The following is a 22,587-nucleotide window of genomic DNA, read 5'->3' on the forward strand; positions in this document are numbered from 1 at the left end:
AGGGAAGCGCTGCACAAATGCCTACGCGAGCGAATCGCTGCGTTGCGCGGTGCTCGGAATCCTCACATATATCCCATATGCTCCGGTTCCTGTGCTCCGTGCGCCTTGCGCTTCATCTCGCTCGCCGATTTGTTCAGTGCTTCCTTGGAACGGTGCCGGGTAGCGAGTCGGCGCAATGTAGGCGTGCATCGACAATCTTGCAAGCATTGGGTAATCCACACGCGCCCGATGCAGCGCGGCGCAAAAAACCGTACCATGGCCCCCTCTGACAAGGAACGCGATGATGCTCGACCGCCTACCACTGTTGATCGGGTTGCGCTATGTGCGCGCCAAGCGCCGCAACCACTTCATTTCCTTTATATCCATGACCTCCATGCTGGGCCTGATGCTAGGCGTCGCGGTGCTGATCCTGGTGCTCTCGGTGATGAACGGCTTCGATTACGAGCTGCGCACCCGCATCCTCGGCATGGTGCCGCACACCAAGATCGAGTCGCGCAGCGGCCTGGTCGAGTGGGAGGCGCTGGCGGAACAGCTGATGCAGCGCGAGAGGGTGATCGGCGCCGCTCCCTATGTCGAGCAGCAGGGCATGTTCTCGGTGGCCGGGCGCAACGAGGGAGCCATGGTAAATGGCATCCATCCCCAATGGGAGGATCGCGTCTCGATCATCGGCAACCATATGCGCCAGGGTAGCCTCGACGATCTGCAGCCGGGCGAGTGGAACGTGGTGCTGGGCTCGCTGCTGGCACGTCATCTGGGTGTCGGCGTAGGAGACCGGGTCACGCTGCTGGTGCCTGAGGCCTCGATTACCCCGGCCGGGGTATTCCCACGCCTCAAGCGCTTCACGGTGAGCGGCATCTTCAGCGTGGGCGCCGACCTCGATGCCAACCTGGCCTACGCCAACATCGAGGACATGCAGACCCTGGCCCGTCTGGGCGACGCGGTAGGCGGACTGCGCCTGGAACTCGACGATCTGTTTGCCGCCGGTGCCGAGACCCGTGCCATCGTCAACCAACTGGGCAGCGGCTATCGCGGACTCGACTGGACCTATTCCCATGGCAACCTGTTCCAGGCGATCCAGATGGAGAAGCGCATGATCGCGTTGCTGCTCACGGTGATCATCGCCGTGGCTGCCTTCAACATCGTTTCTACCCTGGTGATGGTGGTGACCGACAAGCATGCCGACATTGCCATCCTGCGTACCATCGGCGCGACGCCGCGCTCGATCATGGGCATCTTCGTGGTGCAGGGGCTGGCGATTGGCATCATCGGCATCGCCATCGGCGTTGGCCTGGGCATTCTGCTGGCGCTGACCGTCTCGGACCTGATCGGCTGGGTCGAGTCGGTATTCGGTATCCAATTCCTCGATGCCGGGGTCTATTTCATCAGCGATCTACCGTCTCGACTGCACTGGGACGACGTGCGCGACATCGTCGCTGCCGCCTTCGGCCTGACCTTCCTCTCCACCCTCTATCCCGCCTGGCGCGCCTCGCGCGTGCAGCCCGCGGAGGTGCTGCGCTATGAGTGATTCGGCTCTCGAAAACCAGCCAAGCCCCGTGCAGCGTACCGCCAGCGGCAAGGTAATGCTGGCTTGCCGCGACCTGACTCGCATCTATCGCGAGGGACCGCAAGACGTCACCGTGCTCGATGGCCTCTCGCTCGAGGTACGTGCGGGGGAGCGGGTCGCCGTGGTGGGCAGCTCGGGATCGGGCAAGACGACGCTGCTCAATCTGCTGGGGGGGCTCGATCGCCCCACGCATGGCGAGGTGAATATCGCTGGTGAATCGCTGCTCGATCTGGGCGAGGCGGCACTGGGGAAATTCCGCAATCGCCACATCGGTTTCGTCTACCAGTTTCACCATCTGCTGGCGGAGTTCACTGCGCTGGAGAATGCCGCGCTGCCGCTGATCGTGCGTGGTCAGCGCAAGAAAGTCGCCGAGGCCAGGGCGCGCGAGCTGCTGGTCAAGGTAGGCATCGAGCACCGCGCCGACCACAAGCCGGGCGAGCTTTCGGGTGGCGAGCGGCAACGCGTGGCCATCGCCCGAGCGCTGGTGACCGACCCTAGCCTGGTATTGATGGACGAGCCGACCGGGAATCTCGATCAGGCCACCGCGGCCAGCATCCTGGCGCTGATGGATGAACTGGCCCGCACCACCGATTGCGCCTTCGTCGTGGTAACCCACGACGCCTCCCTTGCCGCTCACCAGGACCGGGTAATGAGGCTGGATGGGGGGCGCCTCACCGAGCAGGCCTGAGTCCGTTGTCCTATTGAGCCCCAGTCATGGGGCTCATTCGTTCAATGCGCGTCGCCGCAGGCGTCGCTTCTGGGCGCGCTGCTTCCAACTGCGCGAGATGTGCCATCGCCAAGCCAGGCGTACCAGCAGGTTCGCCAGTATCGCCAATGCGATGGCCGTTGCTACCGAGCCCAAGGCCAGGGCGGGCAAGATATCGGCCGTGCGCTCGGCGATCCAGCGCGTCGAGATCCGAGCGGGTGCCTCGCGTGCCGGCGTGTCCATCAGCCAGGCGCCGATCCGATAGTTGCCGTAGAAAACCAGCGGCATGGTCAAAGGATTGGTGATCCATACCAGGCCCACCGAGAGCGGCAGGTTGCAACGCAGTATCCAGGCACCGAACGCAGCCACCGCCATCTGGCAGGGAATCGGCAGCATGGCGCAGAACAGTCCCACGGAAAAGGCATTGGCCACGGTGCGCCGGGTGAGTACCCAAAGCCCGGGATCGCTGATCATGCGGCTCATGAAACGCAGCGAGCGCTGGCGTTTGAGCGTTTCGGGATTGGGCATGTAGCGCTGCAGGAATCGGCGCGGCATGTCGGATTGGCTCGCTGCTTCGGGACCCGGGTATTATCCATGTCTGGGAGGGGGCCTGCCATGCCGGGGGCGGAATGCCGCTCAACGGGGCGAGACTGGCCGGAGGCTGAAGAAGGGGAGCAAGGGAGTGCAATTGGGCATGGCGATGCCGCTGGCGGTAGCGGCGCTGGTCGGCGTGGCCTTGGGGCGCTGGGCGCCGCCGGGACTGGTCGAGTTTTGGTTCCTGAGCCTGCTGCTGCTGGTCTCGCGTGGCGAATGGCGGGCCGCTGCACTGGCAGTTGTGATCGGCCTTGCGGCGTCTCAGGTACTGCTGGCCAGAGGTGCCGTGCTGCCCGATGGGCTGCTGCGCGCCGACCTCGCCCTGGAAGGGCGCGTCGAATCGGTCGAGAAAGAGGGGCGGCTCAGTCGCTTGCTGGTACGCGTGGAGTCGTGCCAACCGTTGGACCCCACCAGACTGTCATGCGACGCCTTGCGCCGGGTGCGGCTGAGCTACTTCGAGGCGCCTGAAATCGAGGCGGGAGAGTGGTGGGCCATGACCGTGCGGTTGCGACCTCCCGCGGGCTTCGCCAACCCTGGCACCTTTGACTACGGTGCCTGGCTATGGCGCGAGGGTATCCAGGCGACCGGCTACGTACGTCGTGAGCCCGCCGCCGTGCGGCTGGCGACGGCGCCGGTATCGCTGCGCCAGCAAGGTGTCGATTACCTTGACGCGACGGCACTGTCCCAGCAGACCCAGCGCTGGCTGGCTGCCCTGACCCTGGGGGCGGGTGAACGGCTCATCCTGGACGACTGGGATCTACTCAACGCTTCGGGCACCACCCATCTGGTAGTGATCTCGGGCCTGCATGTAGGACTGGTGGCGACCTTCACTCTACTGGTCGCCCGCGTTCTGGCCCGACTGACCATGCCGAGTCGTTGGCGTATGGCAGTTTGGCCATGGTGGCTGGCCGGTGTTGCCGCCATTGGCTACGCCTGGCTGGCGGGCCTGCAACCGCCGGCCATGCGCGCCATGATCATGACCCTAATAGGGCTGTGGGTAGCCAGCGGGCGGCACGCGCCAGGCCCCTGGCAGGCGTGGTGGCTGGCCCTGGGACTGGTCGTGCTGATCGATCCGCTGTCGGCGTGGCGTCCGGGTCTGTGGTTGTCGTTCCTGGCCGTAGGACTGCTGATCCTGATCTGGCAGGGACGTTCGCGGCCGCGGGGGCTTGCCGGCTGGAGTTGGGGGCTGGTACGCACCCAACTGTTGCTGGCACCGTTGATGGCGGCTGCCGTGCTGCTGGCGTTTGCCCGGCTGGCGCCGGCGGCGCCGCTGGTCAATCTCGTGGCGGTACCGCTGGTCAGCACGGTGTTGGTACCGCTCGGTCTGCTGGGTTGGTTGTTCGCGCCCGTGCCCTACCTCGGTCTTGCGTGCTGGTGGCTATTCGAACACGCGACCCGGCTATTGGTAGGCCTGCTGGAGTTGGCCGTGCAGTACCTGCCGTTGTGGTGGCCTTCGCCGGAGCAGGTCGGGCCACTGGCCTTGATGCTTGGCCTCATGGCGTTGCTGTGGGCGCTGCCTGGGTTGGTTGGGCCGCTGAGGCTGGGAGCGACGCTGTTACTGGGGCTGGCCATGCTGGGGCTCGCTCCCCCGACTCTTGACGCAGGGATCCTGCGGGTCAGGGTCCAGGATGTCGGTCAGGGCCAGTTGATCGAGCTGCGCAGCGCCAACTATCGTCTGCTCTATGATACCGGGCCCAGCTTCGCCTCGGGGTTCGCTCCACTGAGTGCGCTGTGGCCGGCGGGCCAGTATTTCGACGAGGTGATGGTCAGCCACGGGGATCTCGATCATGCCGGCGGCGTTGCCGTGCTGGCCGAGCGACATGTCGTGGGAAGAGTGCTGGCGCCGTCAGGCGAGTCGCTCGGTGTTCCCGCCGAGCCCTGCTTGCGTGGACAGGCCTGGCGGCGGGACGGCATTGGCTATCGGGTGCTGTGGCCGCCCGAGGAGGCGGAGCATCTGTCCGACAATGACCGCTCCTGCGTGCTGGAGGTGACGGCCGGCGATGACCGGCTGCTGATCACCGGGGATGTCGGACGCGAGATAGAGCGCCTGTTCCTGCTCGACGTGGAGCGGCCGGTCACGCTGCTGGTGGCCGGGCATCATGGCAGCCATGGCAGCTCGGGGCCTCAACTGGTACAGCGGCTCTCACCGCGGCATGTCATCTACAGCGCTTCTCGCCACAGCGCTTTCGGTCATCCTCACGATGAGGTGGTACGGCGCTTTCGGCGGGTCGGTAGCTGCCAATGGAACACTGCCCTGGATGGCGCCGTCACTTTCTGGCTCGGCCATGGAGATCACGCCTCGCCTCAGGGCACGCGTGCCATGCCCTGGCGTCGCGGCGGTGTCGAAGGCGGATGCCATGCGGTAGAATCGCGCCATTGATCGCGACGCCCGTGGTGGGGAAGAGGGGAAGTCGATGGACATAATGGATGCGCTCATCGCCGGCGGCTGGCTGATGGTGCCGCTGTTGGGGTGCTCGCTGCTGGCGACGGTAATCATCATCGAACGCCTCTGGACACTACGTGCCAAGCGCATCGCGCCTTACGGTCTGGGGCAGGAGGTCTGTTCGCTGGTAGCTCGGGGCCAGGTCAATCTCTACTGGCTTGAGGGCCACTCGCCGTTGGGCGGCGTACTGGCAGCCGGGCTGCGCAATGCGCGCCTGGGACACGAGCAGGTCAGAGCCCGGTTGCAGGAGGCCGCCACCGCCGTGATCCACGACATGGAGCGCTTCCTGAGTCCCCTGGGGACCATCGCCGCCATTACGCCGCTGATCGGCTTGCTGGGTACCGTGGTTGGCATGATCGAGGTGTTCGCGGTGATCGTTTCCGCCGATGGCGCCAGTCGCACCGCCGAACTTGCCGGTGGCATCTCGCGGGCGTTGGTCACCACCGCGGCGGGTCTCACCGTGGCGATCCCGGCGCTGATGTTCCACCGCTATTTTCTGCGCCGGGTCGAAGACATCACCGTGCGCATGGAGGAGCAGGCCGGACAGGTGGTGGAGTTTCTGGCCCACTACCGCGGCGAGCTGGGTTTCAGCGAGCAGCGTGAGGGCGAGCGCTCCGCCAGGGAGGCCGGGGGCTCGTGAAGTTCACGCGCCGTCGCCGCGACCCGGTGGAGGTCAATCTCACGCCGCTCATCGATGTGGTCTTCCTGTTGTTGATCTTCTTCATGGTTTCGACGACGTTCGAAACCCGCCAGGCGCTCGAACTCACGCTTCCCGAGAGCAGCTCGGGAGCGGACCTCCCGGTCTCGCCGGTCACGCTGGTGGTGACCGAGCAGGGGCGCTACCGTCTGGGTCAGCGTCAACTCGCCGCTGCCGAGCTCGGTGAAGCACTCTCCGCCGAGGCCGAGCAGGCCAGACTGCACGGCCTGGTGGTTGAGGCCGATGCCCGGGCGATGCATGCCGATGTGGTGCGGGCGCTCGATCAGGCGGGGAGACTCGGCATTCATCAAGTTCGCATCGCCACGCGCGAAGGACAGGCAACACCCATGCAAGCGGAGACACCGTGACTCAAGATCGCAGCCAACATTCGGGCTGGGCCCTTTACAAGCAGCTGCTGGCCTATGTGAAACCGCACTGGGTCAGCATGGCCCTGGCGATCGTCGGCTACGCACTGTATGCGGCCTCGAGCACGGCCTTGGCCGAGATGATGAAGCGCTTGATCGACGGCATCCAGGATCCGGATGCCGCCTTTCGCCTGATGCTCCCGCTGTTCGTGGTGTTCATGTTCGCGGTCAGGGGGCTCGGCACCTTTCTCGGCACCTACTTCATGAGCAACGTGGCGCGTAACGTGGTACATGCGCTGCGCTGCAACGTGTTCAACCACATGCTGCACCTGCCCGGGCGGTTCTTCGATTCCCACTCCAGCGGGCATCTGATCTCACGGGTCACCTACCACGTCGAACAGGTCACGGGGGCGGCGACCAATGCCATCACCATCCTGCTACGTGAAGGGTTGTTCGTGATTGGACTACTGAGCTACCTGCTGTGGACCAACTGGATGCTGACCCTGCTGTTCCTCGCCGTGACGCCGCTGATCGGCGGCGTGGTGAGCTATGCCAGCAAGCGCTTTCGGCGCATTTCCCAGCGTATCCAGAGTTCCATGGGAGATGTGACCCACGTCGCTTCCGAAGCGCTCACCGGCTATCGGGTAGTGCGTACCCATGGTGCCGAGGCGTACGAAAAGGCGCGTTTCGCAAGGGCCAGCGACTACAACCGCCAGCAAAAGATGAAGGAGGCGTTGACCAAGGCGATCAGCACGCCAATGATCCAGCTGCTGATTGCCGTGTCGCTGGCCATCCTGGTGTGGCTGGCGATGTCGCCGGCGCTGATGGCCAACATGACACCGGGTGAGTTCGTCGCCTTCATCACTGCCGCCTCGCTGATGGCCAAGCCGGTGCGCCAGCTCACCGAGATCAACAGCGAGATTCAGAAGGGGATCGCCGCGGCCGGGGAACTGTTCGGCCTGATGCGGGTTCCGACCGAGCCTGACGAGGGCACTCTCGAACCCGAGCGACTACGTGGCAGGATCGAGCTGCAAGACGTGCACTTCCGTTACGGCGAAGATCAGCCCGAAGTGCTCAAGGGCATCGATATTGCGATCGAGCCCGGCGAAATGGTGGCCATCGTGGGGCGCTCCGGGAGCGGCAAGTCGACTCTGGCGGGTTTGCTGCCGCGCTTCTATCGCCCCACCAGCGGTCGAGTGCTGATCGACGAGGTGCCCATCGACGAATACCGCCTGGCTCCGCTGCGTCGCCAGGTTGCGCTGGTGTCGCAGCAGGTGACTCTGTTCAACGCCAGCATCGCCGACAACATCGCCTATGGCGTGCCGCATGCCGAGCGCAGCGCCATCGAGGCGGCAGCGAAGGCGGCCTATGCCCACGAATTCATCGAGCGGTTGCCCAATGGCTACGACACCATCGTCGGCGACAACGGGGTGATGCTATCCGGCGGGCAGCGCCAGCGACTCGCCATTGCTCGAGCCATCTTCAAGGACTCCCCGCTGCTGATCCTCGACGAGGCGACCTCGGCGCTGGATACCGAGTCGGAGCGCTACATCCAGCAGGCGCTCGAGGTAGTCTGCCAAGGCCGTACCACGCTGGTCATTGCCCACCGGCTCTCCACCATCGAGCGCGCCGATCGCATCCTGGTGATGGAGCAGGGACAGATCGTGGAGCAGGGCAGCCATGCCGAGCTGCTGGGGCATGATGGGGCCTATGCCGCCCTGCACCGCTTGCAGTTCCAGGAAGCTTCGGTGTCATGAACCAGGGGCTGGGTGAACGCTGGCTGCAGGCAGCCTATGACGGCGCCGTCTGGCTCAAGGCGTTACGGCCGCTCGAAGCGGTGTATCGCTGGGTGTTGGCGCGTCGCGCGGCGGCCTATCGCGACGGCCGTCGTCACGCATGGCGTGCGGGTGTGCCGGTGATCGTCGTGGGTAACGTTACCCTGGGCGGTACGGGCAAGTCCCCCCTGGTGGCCTGGCTTGGGCGATACCTGTCCGAGCGGGGTTGGCGGCCGGGCATCGTATCGCGTGGCTATGGCGGCAAGGCGGGGCGAGGCACAGGCTATCCTCTTCGCGTCACGACGCTGACGCCGAGTGCCCAGAGCGGTGACGAGCCGCGCATGCTGGCGCGCCAGACCGGCTTGCCGGTCGTGGTCGACCCCGACCGCCCCCGCGGGGCGCGGGCGCTTCTCGAACTCGGCTGCGACATCATCATCAGCGACGACGGCCTGCAGCACCTGGCGCTGGGGCGCGATATCGAGCTGATCGTAGTGGATGGCCGACGTGGCTTCGGTAACGGGCATTGCCTGCCGGCAGGGCCCCTGCGCGAACCCTTGTCTCGCCTGGACGCTGCCGATGCGGTGTTGATCAATGGTGAGGCGACCTTCGCGCCGCCCGAGGGCGCATATTGCTTTCGTCTGGCACCGTCGAGCTGGCGCGCGCTGAGCGACAATGCGGTTTTCCCGCTGGCGCCAGCGCCCTTCCACGGACCGGTGCATGCGGTGGCGGGGATCGGCAATCCCAGGCGCTTCTTCGACACCTTGCTGGAGCTGGGGATCGAAGCGCAACCGCATGCCTTTCCCGACCATCATCGCTTCACGGCGCAGGACCTGGATTTCGGAGACGATCTCCCGGTGGTGATGACGGCCAAGGATGCCGAAAAGAGCGAAGCCATGGCGCTCGATCAGGGCTGGGTGCTCGAGGTCGAGGCCGAGCCCTCGGCGGATTTCCAGGCCTGGCTGGACAGTCGGCTGGCGGGGCTGCGATAACCGAGCGGTACGCGGGCAAGAGTTGTTATCAGGCGGGGCTCGGCCCCGACAAGGTCGGAAAGAGAGAGGTGAAACGATGGACAAGGAACTGCTGGCCATGCTGGTCTGCCCGCTGTGCAAGGGCAAGCTCAAGTTCGACCGCGAGGCACAGGAGCTGATCTGCCACTACGATGGCCTGGCCTATCCGGTACGCGACGGCATTCCGGTCATGTTGCCCGAGGAGGCGCGCCAACTGGAGGTCGATGAAAAGCTGCCGCCCTCGCCCGGTCGTAGCGGAGAGGTGTGATGGCGACGGATAACGCCTTTGTCGCCGTCATTCCGGCACGCTTCGGCTCCTCGCGCCTGCCGGGCAAGCCACTGCTCGACATTGCCGGCGAGCCGATGGTGGCCCATGTTTGGCACCGGGCCTGCGAGAGCACGGCCAATCGCGTGGTGGTGGCGACCGACGATACGCGTATTCGTGACGCCCTGCTGCCCTTGGGTGCCGAGGTAGTGATGACGCGGGCCGACCACCCTTCAGGCACCGACCGCCTGGCCGAAGTCGCCGAATTGTTGGGGCTCGCGGACGATGCCGTGCTGGTCAACGTCCAGGGCGATGAGCCGTTGATCCCGCCGAGCCTGATCGACCAGGTTGCCTTGCGGCTCCACGATGATCCGGGTGCTTCCATCGCCACGCTTGCCGAGCCCATTGCCGATGTCGAGGCCTTGTTCAATCCCAATGTGGTCAAGGTGGTGCGTGCGCTCTCGGGGCGCGCGCTCTATTTTTCGCGTGCCCCCATCCCCTGGGATCGCGAGTCGTTCGCAGCGCGTCCGGAGTGGCTCGAGACCGATGCCTGGCTGCGGCATATCGGGCTCTACGCTTATCGTGCCGCGTTCCTGGCCGAGTATCGCGACTGGCATCCCTCCACGCTGGAACAGTTGGAGCAATTGGAGCAGCTTCGGGCGCTGCATCACGGCCATGCCATCCAGGTGGCACTGGCGGCAGAGCCCAACCCGGCCGGTGTCGATACGCTGGAGGACCTGGCGCGCGTCAGAGCCTTGTTGACCGCGAAACCGTAAGCAGCAGGAGGCCCCATGCGCGTTCTCTTCGTCTGTCTCGGCAACATATGCCGTTCACCCACCGCCGAGGGCGTGTTCCGCCGTGAACTCGAAGTGGCCGGGCTGGCCCACCGCGTGGAGATCGACTCCTGCGGCATTGGTGACTGGCACGTAGGCAAAGCGCCGGATACGCGAGCCGCGGCGGCCGCGCGCCGGCGTGGTATCGATCTGAGCGAGCTGCGCGCGCGCCAGCTCGCGGCCGAGGATTTCTCACGCTTCGATTATCTGCTGGCCATGGACCATGACAACCTGGCGGCTCTGCGCCAGCAGTGCCCCGACGGATGCGGGGCCCATATCGGCCTGTTCCTCGACTTCGCCGGTGAGGTCGATCGGCCGGTGCCCGACCCCTACTACGGCGGCGAACAGGGGTTCGAGGAAGTGCTCGACCTGATCGAAGCCGCTTCCCGAGGCCTGGTCGAGGAAATCGCCCAGCGGCTCGAGGAGCTGCGGCATTGAGCGATACCATCCTGGCGTGGCACGACCTGAGCTCGGCCAATACCCTGGGATTGCCGTGCCGCGCCGAGTATTTTGCCGCTCCGACCGCACTCGAGCCGCTGCGCCGACTGCTGGGCCTGGCGGGCACAAGGGAGTGGCCGCTGACCGTGCTGGGCGGAGGCAGCAACCTGATCCTGCCGGCGCGATTGCCGGGGCTGGTGCTTCAACCGGCACTGCACCACTGGTGGCTCGAGCAGAAGGGTGACAGCGTGCAGGTGCACGTGGGGGCGGGGGTCGAGTGGCATGCGTTGGTCATGGCATTGGCCGGCCGCGGCCTGTGGGGCATCGAGAACCTTGCCCTGATACCCGGTTCCTGCGGTGCCGCGCCGATCCAGAACATCGGTGCCTACGGCGTTGAACTGTGCGACGTGCTTGAAGCGGTTGACGTCATGTTCGTCGAGGATGGCCGTTGTGCGCGGCTGACGGCGGAGGAGTGCGCCTTCGGCTATCGTGACAGCATCTTCAAGGGCGAGCTGGAGGGCAGGGTGGTCGTTACGGGCTTGATCCTGAAGGTGTCACGGAGGCCAACCCCGCGTCTGGCATACGGCGACCTGGCCCAGCGGGTAGGGAGGCGGCCGGAGCCACTCGAAGTGGCCGAGGCGGTGTGTGCCATTCGTCGTGAGAAGCTGCCCGACCCGGCGGTGCTGGGCAACGCCGGAAGTTTTTTCAAGAACCCTGTCGTTGAGCGCCACCAGGCGGCCGCATTGCGCTCGTCATGGCCTGATATGCCGCACTTCGAGCTGTCGGATGGTCGCGTCAAGCTGGCCGCCGGTTGGCTGATCGACCGTTGCGGGCTCAAGGGGTGGCGTGTCGGTCACTTCGCTGTGCATGAGCGTCAGGCACTGGTGCTGGTGCACTTCGGCGGCGGTAGTGCCGAGGAGTTGCTGGCGTTTGCCAGTCAGGTAGCTGCCGAGGTGGAGGCGCGTTTTGGCGTCGTATTGGAGCGTGAGCCCCGGCTGGCCTGAAAGCATGTAGAACATTGTCGAGACGACAAGAGGGTATGAACGAAACGGCCCGCGCTGAGAGCGCGGGCCGTTCACTTTTAGCACGAGGCGTGTTTCAGCCCTGACTGCCTTTCTGTGCTTCTTGCTCGCGGCGGCGGATTTCGCGCGGATCGTTATGCGCACGACGCCGGCGGCGGGCAGGAGGCTGCTCGGCTTCGGTTGCCTCGGTCTTGCCCGGCTCGGCAGGCTTGTCCGCCGGCTTGGGCGCCTCGACCTTGGCCTGCTCGGGCTTGGCTTCCGGCTGCGGCTGCTCGGCCTTGGTCGGCTCGGCAGGCTTCTCCGTCGGCTTGGGCGCCTCGACCTTGGCCTGCTCGGGCTTGGCTTCCGGCTTCGGCTGCTCGGCCTTGGTCAGCTCGGCAGGCTTCTCCACCGGCTTGGGCGTCTCGCCCTTGGCCTGGTCGGGCTTGGCTTCCGGCTTCGGCTGCTCGGACTTGGCCGCTTCGGCAGGCTTCTCCACCGGCTTGGGCGCCTCGACCTTTGCCTCCTCGGGCTTGGCTTCCGGCTTCGGCTGCTCGGCCTTGGTCGGCTCGGCAGGCTTCTCCGTCGGCTTGGGCGTCTCGCCCTTGGCCTGGTCGGGCTTGGCTTCCGGCTTCGGCTGTTCGGCCTTTACCGGCTCGGCGGGCTTCTCTGCCGGCTTGGGCGCCTCGGCCTTGGCCTGCTCGGGCTTGGCTTCCGGCTTCGGCTGTTCGGCCTTGGTCGGCTCGGCAGGCTTCTCCGTCGGCTTGGGCGTCTCGCCCTTGGCCTGGTCGGGCTTGGCTTCCGGCTTCGGCTGTTCGGCCTTTACCGGCTCGGCGGGCTTCTCTGCCGGCTTGGGCGCCTCGGCCTTGGCCTGTTCGGGCTTGGCTTCCGGCTTCGGCTGCTCGGCCCTGGTCGGCTCGGCAGGCTTCTCCGCCGGCTTCGGCTGTTCGGCCTTTACCGGCTCGGCGGATTTCTCTGCCGGCACGGGTGCTTCGGCCTTGGCCTGCTCGGTAGCAGGTTCAGCCTGTTCGCTTGCTTGCAAACGCTTCTGCTCGGCTTCGGCCTGCGGGTTGAGGGCATGCTGGCGCGAGCGGTTGCGCGGGTTGTTGCGCGTGCGCTTGGGCTTGCCATCGTCCGCTTTGGCCGGTTCGGCCGCTTGCTCGGTGGGTTTTTCCTGAGGCTCGGTCCTGGGGCGACGGGGGGTGTCGTCGCGGCTGCGCGGCTTATTGCCCTGACGACTCTCTTCACTGGCCTGTGGCTTGTCGGCACGCGCCTGGTTGCGGCCGCGGCCGCCGCGGCCTTCACCGCGGCCGGATGCGTTATCCTGGCGGGCGTCCTGGCGCGAATCGCTGCGGTTACCTTCCTGCTGGCTCTGCTGACGCGCCTGTCCGCGTTGCCCCCGGCCTTCTTCCTGAGGCTCGCTGCGTGGCCGGCGTCGCTGGCGGCCACCGTTGCGCTCGCCGCGCTCTTCATCGCTGCTGCGAGCCTGCGCCGGGCGAGGCGTCGGCTTGCGTGACTCCGCTGGTGCCGCCGGTTCGCTCTCGGTGCCACCGAGCAGCTTGCTGACACCCTTGAACAAGCGGCCGAGTACGCCGACAGCGGGAGTGGCGGGGGCGCTGGCTGGGGGGGTGGCGGGCGGTTGCGGGGTCGGCTCCTGTTGCAGGGAGGCTGGCGCCGGTTCGTTGTGGATTACCGTCTTGACGGCCGCTTCGGTGCGGACGACCGGCTTGGCGATGCTCGTATCCGGCTCCTTGCCGATCTCGGTCTCGACCGACAGCTCGAAGCTGGACTTGTCCTGATCGCCTTCCTCTTCGATATGGTCATCGCGTAGCCGCTGGACGTCGTAGTGCGGCGTATCCATGTCGGGGTTGGGCAGCACCAGCACGCGCACGTCCTGGCGCTTCTCGATGTCGGAGAGTACTGCGCGTTTCTCGTTGAGCAGGTAGGTCGCCACCGGTACCGGCAGGATGGCCCGTATCTGGGCGCTGCGCTCCTTCATCGCCTCTTCTTCGATCAGGCGCATGATCGACAGCGACAGCGAACGCACGTCACGGATGGTGCCCTGGCCGTTGCAGCGCGGGCAGACAACCCCGCTGGTCTCGCCCAGCGACGGCCGCAGGCGCTGACGTGACATCTCCATCAGGCCGAAGCGCGAGATGCGACCGATCTGCACTCGGGCGCGATCGAGCTTGAGCGCATCGCGCATGCGGTTCTCGACCTCGCGCTGGTTGCGCGCCGGACTCATGTCGATAAAGTCGATCACCACCAGGCCGCCAATGTCGCGCAGACGCAGCTGCCGGGCGATCTCGTCGGCTGCCTCGAGATTGGTCTGCAGTGCAGTCTCCTCGATGTCGCTGCCACGGGTGGCACGCGCCGAGTTGATGTCGATGGAAACCAGAGCCTCGGTATGGTCGATGACAATGGAGCCGCCGGAGGGCAGCTTCACTTCGCGTTCATAGGCGGTCTCGATCTGGGATTCGATCTGGAAACGCGAGAACAGCGGAACTTCGTCGGCGTAGAGCTTGATCTTCTGCTGGTACGAGGGCATGACTTGGCGAATGAACGCCAGGGCGCGCTGATGCACCGTCGGGTCATCGATGAGAACTTCGCCGATGTCCTGTCGCAGGTAGTCGCGCATGGCGCGAATGATGACGTCGGATTCGCGGTAGATCAGGAACGGTGCGGGGCGTTTGCCGGCCTCCTCGGTGATCGACTCCCATACCTGGACCAGGTAGTTGAGGTCCCACTGAAGCTCCTCGCTGCTGCGGCCGATGCCGGCGGTACGCACGATCACGCCCATCTTCTCCGGCACGCTGAGCTGGCCCATGGCCTCCTTGAGCTGGGTGCGCTCGTCACCTTCGATGCGACGAGAGATGCCGCCGGCGCGCGGATTGTTGGGCATCAGCACGAGGAAGCGGCCGGCCAGGCTGATGAAGGTGGTCAGCGCAGCCCCCTTGTTGCCGCGCTCCTCCTTGTCGACCTGGACGATGACTTCCTGGCCCTCCTTGAGCACTTCCTTGATGCTGGGGCGTCCCGAGGCCTCCTTCAGGAAATACTCGCGGGAGATCTCCTTGAGCGGGAGGAAGCCATGTCGATCGGCCCCGAAGTCGACGAAGGCGGCTTCGAGGGAGGGTTCGACGCGGGTGATCTTGCCGCGATAGATATTGGCTTTCTTTTGCTCCCTGGCACCGGATTCGATGTCCAGGTCATACAGGCGTTGTCCGTCTACCAGCGCGACGCGCAGCTCTTCGGGCTGGGTCGCATTGATGAGCATCCGTTTCATGTTGTCTCGCAAACTGGACGCGCCGGTAGGCTTCGAAGAAGGCGAACCTCTGGGTGCTGCGTGCTTGTGCTCAGCGCATGTCGCGGATGCGCAGTGGCGCCCGATCGTACCGGGTCCCCTCTATGGGTCCGGCACGACATGATCATGTTGAGTACGTGGCGGAGGCAGGACATGTCTCGGTGGGGCTACTCCCATCCGGCCCTGCGGTCACCGCCAGACACCTGGCATTCATCGATTCGCCAACGCCGGCCACCGGCACGATGTGGAACGATTCCCGTGGCCACCGCTCGCCTGTGTCGCGAGTCGGGTCCGGGCGTGGCGTCACTGCTTGTCTTCTTTGCTGCTTCTGTCACTCGTCGGCGGCGTGACCCGTTGCATAGGGGATCGTCGCTGCCCGATTTGTCGCTCCGGCCTGCGTGTCTGTCGTGCAGGCGCCATGGGACCGAAGGGATCCATCCGAGCGAGCTGGCAATATAGCAGTATTGCCCAGGCGCAGCAATTGGCGCAGTGCGTCGCCGAGTGCGTTAGAATGCTGCCGAACAACGGATTTTCAGCAGGAGTGTCATGGCCGAGGGGCGCGACGTACAGTGGGTGGAAGTGGGTGAGGGCCAGTCGGGCCAGCGTGTCGACAACTTCCTGATAACGCGGCTGAAGGGCGTGCCGCGAACGCTGGTTTATCGCATCGTGCGTAAGGGCGAGGTGCGGGTGAACAAGAAGCGGGTGAAGGCCGACTATCGCCTGCAGGTGGGCGACGTGGTGCGCATCCCACCGCTCAAGCTGGCGCCCCGTGAGGCGGTCAAGCAGGTCAGTGACGGCCTGCGCAACCTACTCGCCGGCAGCGTGCTGGTGGAAGGGCCGGGCTGGCTGGTGCTTAATAAGCCTGCGGGTCTTCCGGTACATGGTGGCAGTGGGGTCAAGATCGGCCTGATCGAGGCGCTACGGCAGGTGCGTGAGGACCTCGATTTCCTCGAGCTGGTCCATCGCCTCGATCGCGATACCTCGGGGTGTCTGCTGCTGGCCAAGTCGCGCCCGGCGCTGCTCGCGCTCAACGAGTCGCTCAAGCACCACCAGATGGACAAGCGCTACCTGGCGTTGGTGGCAGGCCGCTGGCCCGCGCGGCGCGAATACGTCAGCGCACGGCTCGATCGCTACGATGCCGGCAACGGCGAGCGTCGGGTGCGCGTGGATGCCGCCGGCAAGGTAGCGCGCACCCGCTTTGCCGTACGCGAGGCCCTGCCCAAGGCGACGTTGATCGAGGCCGAGCCGGTGACCGGTCGCACCCACCAGATCCGCGTGCATGCCGCCCACGCCGGCTATCCCTTGCTCGGCGACGACAAGTACGGCTCACGGGAAGGTGAGTCGCTGGCGAGGCATCTCGGCTTGTCGCGCCTGTTCCTGCATGCCGAGTCGCTGACCTTTCCCGAGCCCAGCAGTGGGCGCCCGGTTCAGATCCGCGCCCCGTTGGCTGATGAGCTCGAGGCGGCGCTCAGGCGAGCCCGCGAGTGTCGCTGAGGCGCGGTCTGCCGCGCAGTTCTATCGGAGCCGCTATGCGCTATCGACTGGTAATCTTCGACTGGGACGGCACCCTGATGGATTCCGTCGCTCGTATCGTCGCCTGCATGCAGGCGGCGGCGCGCGATGCTGGCTGGGGGTATCTCGAGGCGGCCGCGGTGCGCGACATCATCGGCTTGGGATTGCCCGAGGCCATCGACCGGCTGTGTCCGGGCATCGATGCCGAGCGCTTCGAACTGCTGCGCAGCCGCTATGCTTACCATTTCGTCGAGGGCAGTCGCACGCCGATGCCGTTTTTTGCCGGCGTCGAGATGGGTATCGCCAGGCTGCGCGAGCTCCCGGCGCGGCGCTTGGCCGTGGCGACCGGCAAGAGTCGGCGAGGTCTCGATCGGGTCTTTCGCGAGAGTGGCTGCGGTCACTGGTTCCATGCCAGCCGCACCGCCGACGAGACCCGCTCCAAGCCGCACCCGCAGATGCTCGAGGAACTGCTGGTCGAGCTGGACGTGCCGGTCGAGGAGGCAGTGATGGTAGGCGATACAGAGTACGATCTGGAGATGGCACGAGCCTTGGGCATGGACCGGGTCGCCGTGACATGGGGCGTGCATGCCCCGCAGCGACTGGCAACGAGCCGCCCCGTCTATACTGCCGAGGCGGTCGAAGCACTGTTCGACTGGTTGGAAAGTTAGCTGGCAAGCAAGGGAAGATGAGTCCATGAGCGACGACAAGCGTGAAGACCGCTGGACCGAAGGACCGGAGTTGACTCCCGAGCAGGCACGAGAGGCGCGTCGGGAGAAGGATGAAAAGCCGGTACCGCCGCCGGAGAGTGCCGAGGCATTGCGCGAGCGACAGCGCCTGGCACAGCAGGAGATGCTCGACCGCTGGATCGATGGGGTGCTGGTCGAGCAGCGCCGCTCCCGGCGCTGGAAGCTGTTCTTCCGCTTTCTCTTCGCCGCGTTGATCCTGGCATCGTTGGCTGCCACCTTCTATGGCTTGTTTGGTGATCCGACAGCGGAGCCTGAGCGGCAGCACCTGGGTGTGGTCAAGGTCCAGGGGGTGATCGACAGCGAGTCGCCGGCCAGCGCCGGGCGCGTCATCGAAGGGCTCAATCGCGCCTGGGACTCGCCCAACGCTGTCGCCGTGGTACTGCACATCAATAGTCCGGGGGGGAGTCCGGTGCAGTCCCAGCGCGTCTACAACGAAATCCTGCGTCTGCGCGAGGAAGGTGACAAGCCGATCATCGCCGTCATCGAGGATGTCGGCGCCAGTGGCGCGTACTATATGGCCGCAGCGGCCGACGAGATCGTGGCGGCCCCCGCCAGCCTGGTGGGCTCGATCGGCGTGATCTTCGCCAGCTTCGGCTTCGAGGAGGCGATCGAGCGCCTCGGCATCGAGCGGCGTATCTACGTCAGTGGCGAGAACAAGGACTTCCTCGATCCTTTTTCCGAGGTGGATCCGGAGGTGCTCGAATTCTGGCAGCAGGTCATGGACATTACCCACGACCAGTTCATCGAGGCCGTACGCCAGGGGCGCGGTGACCGCCTGGCCGAGGACGAGCGGCTCTTCAGTGGCTTGATCTGGACCGGTCAGCAAGCCGTGGAGCTGGGGCTGATCGATGGCATCGGCAGTCTCGACGCGCTGAGTCGCGAGCTGTTCGGCGAGCTTCGCTTGCATGACTACACGCCGCGGCTGGATCCCTTCGAACGCCTGAGTCGCCAGTTCGGGCGGGTCGCTGCTGAGTGGACGGGAATACCCTCCAGCCGCTCGCCGGTACGCTATCAACTGCCCTGAGTGCCCAGCGGGTCGAGGCCCGCTTCGCGCAGCAACTGGCACAGCCGAATCAGTGGCAGGCCGATCAGGGTATTGGGGTCGTCGCCTTCGAGCTTTTCGAACAGGGCGATGCCGAGTCCCTCCATGCGGAAGCTGCCGGCACTGTCCAGTGGCTGCTCGCGCTCCACGTAGCGGGCGATCTCGGCGTCACTGAGGCGGCGAAAAACTACGTCATAGCGCTCATGGCAGACCCAGTGGCGCGCGTTGCGGGTATCGATCAGCGCCAAGCCGGTGAGGAAGGTCACACGGCGCCCGGCGAACCGTGCCAGTTGGGCCCGGGCCGTGGCGGCATTGCCGGGCTTGCCGAGGATGTCACCGTCGAATACGGCGACCTGATCGGAGCCGATCACCAGGTGCGCCGGGTACTCCTCGGCCACTCGGCTGGCCTTGGTCAGTGCCAGCCGGTGCACCAGCGCTTGTGGTGTCTCGTCAGGGTGCGCTGTCTCGTCGATGTCGGGGCTTGCCCAGGCGTAGGGGAGCCCAAGGCGGTCGAGGAGTTGGCGCCGCCAGCGGGAGCTGGAAGCGAGGACGAGTCGAGGCATGGAGTCCTCCTGGAGTGCATGGAAAACGAGTCGTTCAGAGCTTGAGCGGACGGGTAGTGTAACTTGTTGAGAGGGCGTCTTTGACAGGGGCAGGGGGAGTGCCTATCATTGCGCGCCTATGTTGACCTCACGACTTCCCAACAGGGTCGAGCCCTATCGGCTCGCCGCCCGTGGCGAAAGCCTCTCCGGCCTGATGGCGCTCGACCAGTTCGAGCGTCTGGCCGAGCAGGTCGGTGCGCAGGCGGGCGATTGCCAGGTGTGGCTCGATTTCGGCATCGATGCACAGGGGCGTCGCGAAATTCGCGGTCGTCTCGAAGCCGAGTTGCAACTGCCTTGCCGGCGTTGCCTCGAGCCGATGGCGCAGCATGTCGAGAGCGAGTTCCTGCTGGGCATGGTCTCGAGCGATACCTTGGCGGCGGAGCTGCCGAGCACCCACGAGCCGGTGCTGGTGGAAAACGAACAGCTGAACCTGCTGGAGGTGGTCGAGGATGAGTTGATCCTCAGCCTGCCCCAGGTGGTTTACCACGACGAGGCGCTTTGCCGTGTCTCGCGCGACCAGCTGAGCAGCGGTGAGGAGGCCGAATCTAGCGAGCCGGCTCCCGCTAGTCCATTCGAGGTGTTGCGTCACCTCAAGGGCAAATCCTGATTGTTTATCGTCTCACTTCGGAGTGACACCCATGGCAGTTCAACAGAACCGTAAGACTCGTTCCAAGCGCGGCATGCGTCGCAGCCACGACGCCTTGAGCGCGCCGACCCTGGCTCAGGACAAGGAAACCGGCACTACTCACCTGCGTCATCACGTCTCCCCGGACGGCTTCTACCGTGGCCGCAAGGTGGTCGACGCCTGAGTCGACCCGCCGTCGATGACCATCGGCACCTGAACGTGCGGATTGCCATCGATGCGATGGGCGGGGACGCCGGTCCCGCCGTTGCCGTGCAGGGTTCAGCCGCTGCCATCCAGGCATGGCCGGGGTTGGCGATCGATCTGTTCGGCCCGGGCGACCAATTGTCAAACGAGCTTGACAATCTGCCGCGGCATCTAGCCGCGGCGGGTTCACGTCTGTCCATCCATCACGCGCCGATGATGATTCATCAGCATCAGCGACCCTCCGACGCGCTCCGGCGTGGCGGCGATACGAGTATGGCGCTGATGCTCGCCCACGTGGCCGGCCGTCATGCCGACGCAGGCGTCAGTGCCGGCAACACCGGGGCCTTGATGGCCTTGGCCCGGCGTGCACTGGGCACCGTGGCGGACATCCCGCGCCCCGCTATCTGCACTGCCATTCCTACCCGCGCTGACGAGCGCTGCTATCTGCTGGATCTCGGCGCCAATGTCGACGTCACGGCGGAGAGGCTAGTGGACTTCGCCCGTATGGGGGAGGTCATGGCGCGGCACGTGGATGGGCTCGCTGCCCCCCGGGTGGCGCTGCTCAACGTGGGTAGCGAGGGTACCAAGGGCAGCGAGACGGTGCGTCAGGCCGATGCGCTGCTAGGTGCACTGGGCGCGATGAACTACATCGGCTTCGTTGAAGGAGATGGGATCTTTGCCGGCTCCGCCGACGTGGTGGTTTGCGATGGATTCGTTGGCAATGCGGTACTCAAGGCCAGCGAGGGGCTGGCGCGAATGCTGATCGGGCGGGTCCAGACAACCTTCGAGTCACACTGGGGTAGTCGCTTGGTCGGCATGCTGGCGAGGCCGGCGCTGCGTCGGCTGAAGAGCGAGCTCGATCCGGTGCGCTACAATGGCGCCAGTTTGCTGGGGCTCGATGGCATCGTGATCAAGAGCCATGGCAGCGCCGATGCCATTGGTTTCTCCTATGCTGTGTCGCGGGCCGTACAAGAGATCCGCCGCGGCTTGCCGGCGCGACTGGCCGCGGAGCTGGGCGCCCAATGTGATAGCACTCAACAAGAGCAATGGTGAATGACATGACTCAACCCCTTGCCCTCGTCTTTCCTGGGCAGGGCTCCCAGCAAGTTGGCATGCTGCGGGAGCTGGCGGAACGCTACAGCGTCGTAAGGACGACCTTCGAAGAGGCCGCCGATGCGCTGGGCTATGACCTGTGGAAAGTGGTACAGGAGGGGCCCGACGAGGCTCTCAATGCTACCGCCTGTACACAGCCGGCATTGCTGACTGCCAGTGTGGCGATCTGGCGCGTCTGGCAGGAGCTGGAGGGGCCGCGCCCAGGTGCCATGGCGGGTCATAGCCTGGGAGAGTACAGCGCGATGGTGTGCGCCGGTGTCGTGGGCTTCGCCGACGGTGTGCGCCTGGTACGTCTGCGTGGCGAGGCGATGCAGGAAGCGGTGCCGGTGGGGCAGGGCGCCATGGCGGCGATCCTGGGGCTCGACGATGCCACCGTTGAAACGGCCTGTGCCGAGGCCGCGCAGAATGAGGTGGTGGCGGCGGTGAACTACAATGCCCCGGGGCAAGTGGTGATCGCCGGCGACAAGGCGGCCGTGGAGCGTGCCATTGCCCTGTGCCAGGAGGCGGGAGCCAAGCGTGCCATGCCGCTGCCGGTTTCGGTGCCGTCGCACTGCGCTTTGATGCATCCGGCCGCCGAGCGGCTCAAAGCGGCCATGGCGGATCTCGATATGCGTCCGCCGCGCTATACCGTCTACCAGAACGTCGATGCCCAGGCGCATGCCGACGTCGAGACCCTGCGCACTCGACTGGTCGAGCAGCTCTATCAACCTGTGCGCTGGACCGCCTGCGTCGAGGCGATGGAGGCGGCTGGAGCCGCGGTCTTCATCGAATGCGGGCCAGGCAAGGTGCTCACAGGCCTCGGCAAGCGCATCGCCAAGGGTAGCAAGGGGCTGGCGGTCAATGATCCGGACAGTCTCGAGGCGGCGCTTGGCCTGGCACGTGAGGCGGTCGGCCAGTAAGGCGCGTCCGTCCCATACCCTACAAGGAGGGGCCTCGAGCCCCGGGATCAAACAGCAATGGAGCGGGAACAGGTTATGTCAAGCGAACGCAGAATCGCCCTGGTGACCGGTGCCAGCCGAGGCATCGGGCAGGCTATCGCCCATGAACTCGGCCGTCAGGGGCGCGTGGTGATCGGCACGGCCACTACAGAGTCCGGTGCGGCCAGGATCGACGAGGACCTGCGTGCCAACGGTATCGAGGGCGCCGGCAGGGCGCTCGATGTGACCGACCAGGCCAGCGTCGATGCGCTGGTCAAGGCCATTGGTGAGGAGTTCGGTGCTCCTACCATCCTGGTCAACAATGCCGGCATCACGCGGGACAACTTGCTGATGCGCATGAAGGAAGATGAGTGGGACGCGGTGCTCGACACCAACCTCAAGTCGGTCTATCGCGTCACCAAGGCCTGCCTGCGGGGCATGACCAAAGCCCGCTTCGGTCGTATCGTCAGCATCAGTTCGGTGGTGGCGACCATGGGCAATCTCGGCCAGACCAACTATGCTGCCGCCAAGGCGGGCATGGAAGGCTTCACTCGCGCACTGGCGCGTGAGGTGGCATCCCGGGCCATCACCGTCAACGCGGTGGCGCCGGGCTTCATTGCCACGGACATGACGCGGTCACTGCCCGAAGAGCAGCATCAAGCACTGCTGACCCAGATTCCGCTGGCGCGCCTTGGCGAGCCCGGGGAGATCGCGGCTGCCGTCGGTTTCCTGGCAAGCGACGCCGCTGGCTACATTACCGGCGAGACGCTGCAGGTCAATGGCGGCATGAATATGCGTTGAAGCCCCCGCGGGTCGGTGGTTGCGCCGACGGGGGGG

The 22,587-nt window shown here is 65.6% G+C and carries 22 protein-coding genes; 19 read left to right on the forward strand and 3 right to left on the reverse strand.

The window, feature by feature from the left end; translation table 11 throughout:
* The first annotated feature begins 283 nt into the window (after positions 1 to 283).
* Together HNO53_RS08170 and HNO53_RS08175 are read left to right on the forward strand one after the other, a co-directional pair.
* On the forward strand, positions 284 to 1,525 hold the full coding sequence (locus tag HNO53_RS08170) for a lipoprotein-releasing ABC transporter permease subunit (RefSeq protein ID WP_209477686.1): 1,242 nt from the start codon (positions 284 to 286) through the stop codon (positions 1,523 to 1,525).
* Complete coding sequence (locus HNO53_RS08175; protein ID WP_209477688.1) at positions 1,518 to 2,252, forward strand: ABC transporter ATP-binding protein; 735 nt, start codon at positions 1,518 to 1,520, stop codon at positions 2,250 to 2,252. Before HNO53_RS08170 ends, HNO53_RS08175 begins: the two co-directional genes overlap by 8 nt.
* 33 nt (positions 2,253 to 2,285) lie before the next feature.
* Here the strand turns inward: HNO53_RS08175 and HNO53_RS08180 are convergent, their stop codons facing one another.
* On the reverse strand, positions 2,286 to 2,825 hold the full coding sequence (locus HNO53_RS08180) for a DUF2062 domain-containing protein (RefSeq protein ID WP_209477690.1): 540 nt from the start codon (positions 2,823 to 2,825) through the stop codon (positions 2,286 to 2,288).
* Positions 2,826 to 2,964: 139 nt separating this feature from the next.
* Here HNO53_RS08180 and HNO53_RS08185 point away from each other — a divergent pair, with 139 nt between their 5' ends.
* The 9 genes from HNO53_RS08185 to murB all read left to right on the forward strand — a co-directional run bounded on the left by HNO53_RS08185 (position 2,965) and on the right by murB (position 11,691).
* Entirely contained in the window at positions 2,965 to 5,244 is a 2,280-nt protein-coding gene (locus HNO53_RS08185; protein ID WP_209477692.1) for a DNA internalization-related competence protein ComEC/Rec2, read from the forward strand.
* Between the two features lie 34 nt (positions 5,245 to 5,278).
* A complete protein-coding gene (locus HNO53_RS08190; protein ID WP_209477693.1) occupies positions 5,279 to 5,947 on the forward strand; it encodes a MotA/TolQ/ExbB proton channel family protein in 669 nt (222 codons plus the stop codon).
* On the forward strand, positions 5,944 to 6,372 hold the full coding sequence (locus HNO53_RS08195) for an ExbD/TolR family protein (RefSeq protein ID WP_209477695.1): 429 nt from the start codon (positions 5,944 to 5,946) through the stop codon (positions 6,370 to 6,372). Before HNO53_RS08190 ends, HNO53_RS08195 begins: the two co-directional genes overlap by 4 nt.
* A complete protein-coding gene (msbA, locus tag HNO53_RS08200; protein ID WP_209477697.1) occupies positions 6,369 to 8,126 on the forward strand; it encodes a lipid A export permease/ATP-binding protein MsbA in 1,758 nt (585 codons plus the stop codon). The genes HNO53_RS08195 and msbA overlap by 4 nt, the downstream gene beginning before the upstream one ends.
* Positions 8,123 to 9,133 (forward strand): tetraacyldisaccharide 4'-kinase, encoded by a 1,011-nt coding sequence (gene lpxK, locus HNO53_RS08205; protein ID WP_209477698.1) that lies wholly within the window; start codon positions 8,123 to 8,125, stop codon positions 9,131 to 9,133. Before msbA ends, lpxK begins: the two co-directional genes overlap by 4 nt.
* 76 nt (positions 9,134 to 9,209) lie before the next feature.
* Positions 9,210 to 9,419 carry a Trm112 family protein gene (locus HNO53_RS08210; RefSeq protein ID WP_209477700.1) on the forward strand — a complete coding sequence of 70 codons (210 nt, stop codon included), beginning with the start codon at positions 9,210 to 9,212 and terminating at the stop codon, positions 9,417 to 9,419.
* Entirely contained in the window at positions 9,419 to 10,192 is a 774-nt protein-coding gene (gene kdsB, locus HNO53_RS08215; protein ID WP_209477702.1) for a 3-deoxy-manno-octulosonate cytidylyltransferase, read from the forward strand. Before HNO53_RS08210 ends, kdsB begins: the two co-directional genes overlap by 1 nt.
* Before the next feature lie 15 nt (positions 10,193 to 10,207).
* Complete coding sequence (locus HNO53_RS08220; protein ID WP_209477704.1) at positions 10,208 to 10,687, forward strand: low molecular weight protein-tyrosine-phosphatase; 480 nt, start codon at positions 10,208 to 10,210, stop codon at positions 10,685 to 10,687.
* Positions 10,684 to 11,691, forward strand: a complete 1,008-nt coding sequence (murB, locus tag HNO53_RS08225) for a UDP-N-acetylmuramate dehydrogenase (protein WP_209477706.1) — start codon at positions 10,684 to 10,686, stop codon at positions 11,689 to 11,691. The genes HNO53_RS08220 and murB overlap by 4 nt, the downstream gene beginning before the upstream one ends.
* A gap of 94 nt (positions 11,692 to 11,785) precedes the next feature.
* On the opposite strand, the gene rne is transcribed toward murB, so the two are convergent.
* On the reverse strand, positions 11,786 to 14,971 hold the full coding sequence (gene rne / locus HNO53_RS08230) for a ribonuclease E (RefSeq protein ID WP_209477708.1): 3,186 nt from the start codon (positions 14,969 to 14,971) through the stop codon (positions 11,786 to 11,788).
* A gap of 564 nt (positions 14,972 to 15,535) precedes the next feature.
* Here rne and HNO53_RS08235 point away from each other — a divergent pair.
* Genes HNO53_RS08235 through sppA form a run of 3 tightly spaced genes read left to right on the forward strand, consistent with a single transcriptional unit; the run spans position 15,536 to position 18,271 of the window.
* Positions 15,536 to 16,483 carry an RluA family pseudouridine synthase gene (locus HNO53_RS08235; RefSeq protein WP_209477710.1) on the forward strand — a complete coding sequence of 316 codons (948 nt, stop codon included), beginning with the start codon at positions 15,536 to 15,538 and terminating at the stop codon, positions 16,481 to 16,483.
* Between the two features lie 35 nt (positions 16,484 to 16,518).
* Positions 16,519 to 17,169, forward strand: coding sequence for an HAD-IA family hydrolase (locus tag HNO53_RS08240; RefSeq protein ID WP_209477712.1), 651 nt, complete (start codon positions 16,519 to 16,521; stop codon positions 17,167 to 17,169).
* Between the two features lie 25 nt (positions 17,170 to 17,194).
* Positions 17,195 to 18,271 carry a signal peptide peptidase SppA gene (gene sppA, locus HNO53_RS08245; protein WP_209477713.1) on the forward strand — a complete coding sequence of 359 codons (1,077 nt, stop codon included), beginning with the start codon at positions 17,195 to 17,197 and terminating at the stop codon, positions 18,269 to 18,271.
* On the opposite strand, the gene HNO53_RS08250 is transcribed toward sppA, so the two are convergent.
* Positions 18,259 to 18,852, reverse strand: a complete 594-nt coding sequence (locus tag HNO53_RS08250; RefSeq protein WP_209477715.1) for a Maf family protein — start codon at positions 18,850 to 18,852, stop codon at positions 18,259 to 18,261. The genes sppA and HNO53_RS08250 overlap by 13 nt on opposite strands.
* Positions 18,853 to 18,970: 118 nt before the next feature.
* Here HNO53_RS08250 and HNO53_RS08255 point away from each other — a divergent pair, with 118 nt between their 5' ends.
* The 5 genes from HNO53_RS08255 to fabG all read left to right on the forward strand — a co-directional run bounded on the left by HNO53_RS08255 (position 18,971) and on the right by fabG (position 22,551).
* Positions 18,971 to 19,498: a YceD family protein gene (locus HNO53_RS08255; RefSeq protein ID WP_209477717.1), complete on the forward strand. Its 528-nt coding sequence runs from the start codon at positions 18,971 to 18,973 to the stop codon at positions 19,496 to 19,498.
* A gap of 31 nt (positions 19,499 to 19,529) precedes the next feature.
* Positions 19,530 to 19,700, forward strand: a complete 171-nt coding sequence (gene rpmF / locus HNO53_RS08260) for a 50S ribosomal protein L32 (protein WP_209477718.1) — start codon at positions 19,530 to 19,532, stop codon at positions 19,698 to 19,700.
* A gap of 35 nt (positions 19,701 to 19,735) precedes the next feature.
* Positions 19,736 to 20,773 carry a phosphate acyltransferase PlsX gene (gene plsX / locus HNO53_RS08265; protein ID WP_209477720.1) on the forward strand — a complete coding sequence of 346 codons (1,038 nt, stop codon included), beginning with the start codon at positions 19,736 to 19,738 and terminating at the stop codon, positions 20,771 to 20,773.
* Between the two features lie 5 nt (positions 20,774 to 20,778).
* Positions 20,779 to 21,732, forward strand: coding sequence for an ACP S-malonyltransferase (fabD, locus tag HNO53_RS08270; RefSeq protein ID WP_209477722.1), 954 nt, complete (start codon positions 20,779 to 20,781; stop codon positions 21,730 to 21,732).
* Positions 21,733 to 21,807: 75 nt separating this feature from the next.
* The gene (fabG, locus tag HNO53_RS08275) at positions 21,808 to 22,551 is read left to right on the forward strand and encodes a 3-oxoacyl-ACP reductase FabG (RefSeq protein ID WP_209477724.1); all 744 of its coding nucleotides are present in this window, start codon (positions 21,808 to 21,810) and stop codon (positions 22,549 to 22,551) included.
* Positions 22,552 to 22,587 lie beyond the last annotated feature (36 nt).

The organism is Billgrantia antri (assembly GCF_017868935.1).
Classification (GTDB): domain Bacteria; phylum Pseudomonadota; class Gammaproteobacteria; order Pseudomonadales; family Halomonadaceae; genus Halomonas; species Halomonas antri.